The sequence below is a fragment of the Streptomyces katrae genome, from assembly GCF_000966975.1.
GTDB lineage: Bacteria > Actinomycetota > Actinomycetes > Streptomycetales > Streptomycetaceae > Streptomyces > Streptomyces katrae.
This window is the reverse complement of record NZ_JZWV01000366.1, coordinates 1-3,827: the sequence shown is the minus strand read 5'-3', so window position 1 is coordinate 3,827 and position 3,827 is coordinate 1. Positions and strand designations below refer to the sequence as shown.

The window sequence follows — 3,827 nt, the reverse complement described above, 5'->3', positions numbered from 1 at the left end:
AAACTCGGCCGCCTCGCCGGGCGCCTGGACGACGCCACGGCCGACCGCCACAAGGCCGTCCTCGCCTCCGTCGGACTGCCGCTGACCTACCGCGGCGACCAGTGGACCAAGCTGCTCCAGACCATGCAGGTCGACAAGAAGTCCCGCGGCAACCTGCTGCGCTTCATCGTCCTCGACGGACTGGGCAAGCCGACCGTCCTGGAGGGCCCCGACCCGGCCCACCTGATCGCCGCGTACGGCGAGGTGTCGGCGTGAGCCGCCCCGTCCTGGTGCTGAACGGCCCGAACCTGGGCCGGCTCGGCTCCCGCGAGCCCGACGTCTACGGGGCCACCTCGTACGCCGGCCTGGTCGAGAGCTGCCGCACCCTGGGCGCCGAACTCGGCTTCGACGTCGAGGTCCGCGAGACCAACGACGAGGGCGAGCTCGTCCGCTGGCTGCACGAGGCGGCGGACGGGAAGATCCCGGTCGTGATCAACCCGGGCGCCTTCACGCACTACTCGTACGCTATGCGCGACGCCGCCGCCCAGCGCACCGCCCCGCTGATCGAGGTGCACATCTCCAACCCGTACGCCCGGGAGGAGTTCCGGCACACCTCGGTCATCGCGGCCGTGGCCACCGGTACCGTCGCGGGCTTCGGCCTGGGCTCCTACCGGCTGGCGCTGCGCGCGCTGGCCGAAGAGGTCACGGGCTGAGATAACGTTCTCGCATCAGTCGCCCGAACGGGCCTGAACGAGACGGAGTGGCGAGGATGCAGCACGGAGTGGGGGGCTGGGGTCCGCCGGGACAGCACCCGGCGGCACCCCCGCCACCGCCGATACCCCCCGCGCAGGGCTGGCCGGCGGCCCCGGTGCCCGAGGCGACCGGGCACATCCCGCTGCCCCCCGCCGCACCCGCGCCGCCCGCTCCCCCCGCCGGGGGAACGGGCGGTGCCACGCTCGCCGTGCTGCTCATCGGCCCGGCGGGCGCCGGCAAGACCACCGTCGCCCGGCACTGGGCGGCGACCCGCCCGGTGCCGACCGCGCACATCAGCCTCGACGACGTCCGCGAATGGGTCCGCTCGGGCTTCGCCGACCCGCAGGCCGGCTGGAACGACCACTCCGAGGCCCAGTACCGCCTCGCCCGCCGCACCTGCGGCTTCGCCGCCCGCAACTTCCTGGCCAACGGCATCTCCTGCATCCTCGACGACGCCGTCTTCCCCGACCGGCCCGTGGTCGGCCTCGGCGGCTGGAAGCGCCACGTGGGACCCGCCCTGCTCCCCGTCGTGCTGCTGCCCGGCCTGGAGATCGTCCTCGACCGCAACGCCGCCCGCTCCGGCAACCGGCGCCTGTCCGACGAGGAGGTCGCCCGCATCCACGGCCGGATGGCCGGCTGGTACGGCTCCGGGCTGCCCATCATCGACAACTCCCACCTGGACGTGGAAGCCACCGCCCGCGCCCTGGACGAGGCCCTCGCCCGGGCCCTGGCGAGCCCTCCGCGCTGGTAGGGGGCGTGGGGGAGGGCCGGCGCGGGCCCGTCCGGACGCGCTCGCCGGGCCGGATGCGCGGGGCGCTCGTAGGCTCGAAGACATGTCAGACGTGTACGCGGCCCGCAGGGGCCTGCTCCGCGAGCGCTGCGCCGCCGCGGGCAACTCCGCCGCCCTGATCACGCGTCCGGCGAACGTCCGCTACCTCGCCGGGGCGTCCCCGCTGGGCGCCGTACTGCTGGTCGGGCCCGCCGATGACGAGCTGTTCTGCGCCGCCCCGCCCACGAGCGAGGCCGACGAGGGGCGCCTGGACGAGGGGCTGACGCTCAGCCTGCTGGGCGGCCCCGGGGCCGATCCGGCGGTGGCCGCGGCCGACCGTGCCGCCGCCGTGCGGGCGGACTCCCTCGCCGTCGAGGAACACCACCTCACCGTCGCCCGGCACCGCGCCGTGAGCTCCGTCGCGCCCCGGCTGCGGCTGGCCGACCTGGGCACCGCCGTGGAGCAGCAGCGGCTCGTCAAGGACGAGGAGGAGATCGCCTGCCTGCGCATCGCCGCCGAGATCGCCGACCAGGCCCTCGGCGAGCTGCTGGAGTCGATCCTGGTCGGGCGCACCGAACGCCACCTGGCCCTGGAGCTGGAACGCCGCCTCGTCGACCACGGCGCGGACGGCCCGGCCTTCCCCACCTCCGTCGGCACCGGCCCGCACTCCGGCCGCTCCCGGCACCGGCCCTCGGACCGGCGGGTGGAGGAGGGCGACTTCCTGTCCGTCTGCCTCGGCGCCAACTACCGGGGCTACCGCTGCGAGATCGGCCGCACCTTCGTGATCGGCACCACGCCGGCCGACTGGCAGATCGAGCTGTACGACCTCGTCTTCGCCGCCCAGCGGGCCGGCCGGGAGGCACTGCTGCCCGGCGCCGCCTACCGCGAGGTCGACCACGCGGCGCGGTCCGTACTGGACTCGGCGGGGTACGGCGAGGCCCTCGCGGGCTGCACGGGACACGGGGTCGGCCTCGAAATCGACGAGGACCCGCAGCTTGCACCTACGGCAATGGGTAAACTGGACGCTTGCGTGCCGGTCACCGTCGAACCGGGGGTTCACCTCCCCGGCCGGGGAGGTGTCCGGATCGATGACACGCTCGTCGTGCGCCCCGAGGCGGACGGCGGTCCCGAGCTACTCACCATTACGACCAAGGAGCTGCTCGCACTGTAGTCCGCCGCGGCGGACCGAGTGCGCCTCCCTGGTCTTCCAGTGCAGGAGATTGCGTAACCGTGGCTTCCACGAACGACCTCAAGAACGGCATGGTGCTCAAGCTCGACGGTGACCAGCTCTGGTCCGTCGTCGAGTTCCAGCACGTCAAGCCCGGCAAGGGCCCGGCCTTCGTGCGCACCAAGCTCAAGCACGTGCTCTCCGGCAAGGTCGTCGACAAGACCTTCAACGCCGGCACGAAGGTCGACACCGCCACGATCGACCGCCGTGACATGCAGTTCTCGTACATGGACGGCGACTACTTCGTCTTCATGGACATGCAGACCTACGACCAGCTGATGGTCGACCGCAAGGCCGTCGGCGACGCCGCCAACTTCCTCATCGAGGGCTTCACCGCCTCGGTCGCGCAGCACGAGGGCGAGGTGCTCTACGTCGAGCTCCCGGCCGCCGTCGAGCTGACCATCGAGCACACCGACCCGGGCGTCCAGGGCGACCGCTCCACCGGCGGCACCAAGCCCGCCAAGCTGGAGACCGGCCACGAGATCCAGGTCCCGCTCTTCGTCACCACCGGCGAGAAGATCAAGGTCGACACCCGCACCAGCGCCTACCTCGGCCGGGTGAACAGCTAACCGTGGCTGCCCGGAGCAACGCGCGCAAGCGCGCTTTCCAGATCCTCTTCGAGGCCGACCAGCGCGACGTCCCCGTGCGCGAGGTCCTCGCGGACTGGATCCGGCACGCGAATGCGGACGTCCGGCAGCCGCCGGTCAACGCCTTCACGATGGACCTCGTCGAGGGCTACGCCGAGAAGGTGAACCGCATCGACGACCTGATCGTCACCTACGCCGTGGACTGGGAGCTCGACCGCATGCCGGTCGCCGACCGGAACATCCTGCGGCTGGGCGCCTACGAGCTGATCTGGGTCGACGAGACCCCGGACGCCGTGGCGATCGACGAGGCGGTGCAGCTGGCGAAGGAGTTCTCCACGGACGACTCGCCGGCGTTCGTCAACGGCCTGCTGGCCCGCTTCAAGGACCTGAAGCCCAGCCTGCGCCGCGGCGAGGGCTGACGCGCGCACCGCGCACCATACGGAAGGGCCCGCGACGTTCCGCGTCGCGGGCCCTTCCGTATGCCCGCCCGGCGGACGGCAGGGGCGCACAG

General features: G+C 72.7%; 5 protein-coding genes and 1 pseudogene. All 6 read left to right on the top strand.

What is annotated here, in order from left to right; all coding sequences use genetic code 11:
- A pseudogene (locus VR44_RS14220) lies at positions 1 to 255 on the top strand (3-dehydroquinate synthase); the annotation flags it as partial.
- Positions 252 to 692 carry a type II 3-dehydroquinate dehydratase gene (gene aroQ / locus VR44_RS14215; protein WP_045947843.1) on the top strand — a complete coding sequence of 147 codons (441 nt, stop codon included), beginning with the start codon at positions 252 to 254 and terminating at the stop codon, positions 690 to 692. The pseudogene VR44_RS14220 and the gene aroQ, both read left to right, overlap by 4 nt.
- A 56-nt stretch (positions 693 to 748) precedes the next feature.
- Complete coding sequence (locus VR44_RS14210) at positions 749 to 1,483, top strand: AAA family ATPase (RefSeq protein ID WP_245691796.1); 735 nt, start codon at positions 749 to 751, stop codon at positions 1,481 to 1,483.
- Between the two features lie 82 nt (positions 1,484 to 1,565).
- On the top strand, positions 1,566 to 2,672 hold the full coding sequence (locus tag VR44_RS14205; RefSeq protein WP_045947841.1) for an aminopeptidase P family protein: 1,107 nt from the start codon (positions 1,566 to 1,568) through the stop codon (positions 2,670 to 2,672).
- A 59-nt stretch (positions 2,673 to 2,731) separates the two neighbouring features.
- Positions 2,732 to 3,298, top strand: coding sequence for an elongation factor P (gene efp / locus VR44_RS14200; RefSeq protein ID WP_042813990.1), 567 nt, complete (start codon positions 2,732 to 2,734; stop codon positions 3,296 to 3,298).
- Between the two features lie 2 nt (positions 3,299 to 3,300).
- A complete protein-coding gene (nusB, locus tag VR44_RS14195; protein ID WP_045947840.1) occupies positions 3,301 to 3,735 on the top strand; it encodes a transcription antitermination factor NusB in 435 nt (144 codons plus the stop codon).
- Positions 3,736 to 3,827: the final 92 nt, after the last annotated feature.

Coding starts and splice junctions, on each gene's coding strand:
- VR44_RS14210 (WP_245691796.1), top strand. CDS start 749: ATGCAGCACGGAGTGGGGGGCTGGGGTCCGCCGGGACAGCACCCGGCG.
- VR44_RS14205 (WP_045947841.1), top strand. CDS start 1,566: ATGTCAGACGTGTACGCGGCCCGCAGGGGCCTGCTCCGCGAGCGCTGC.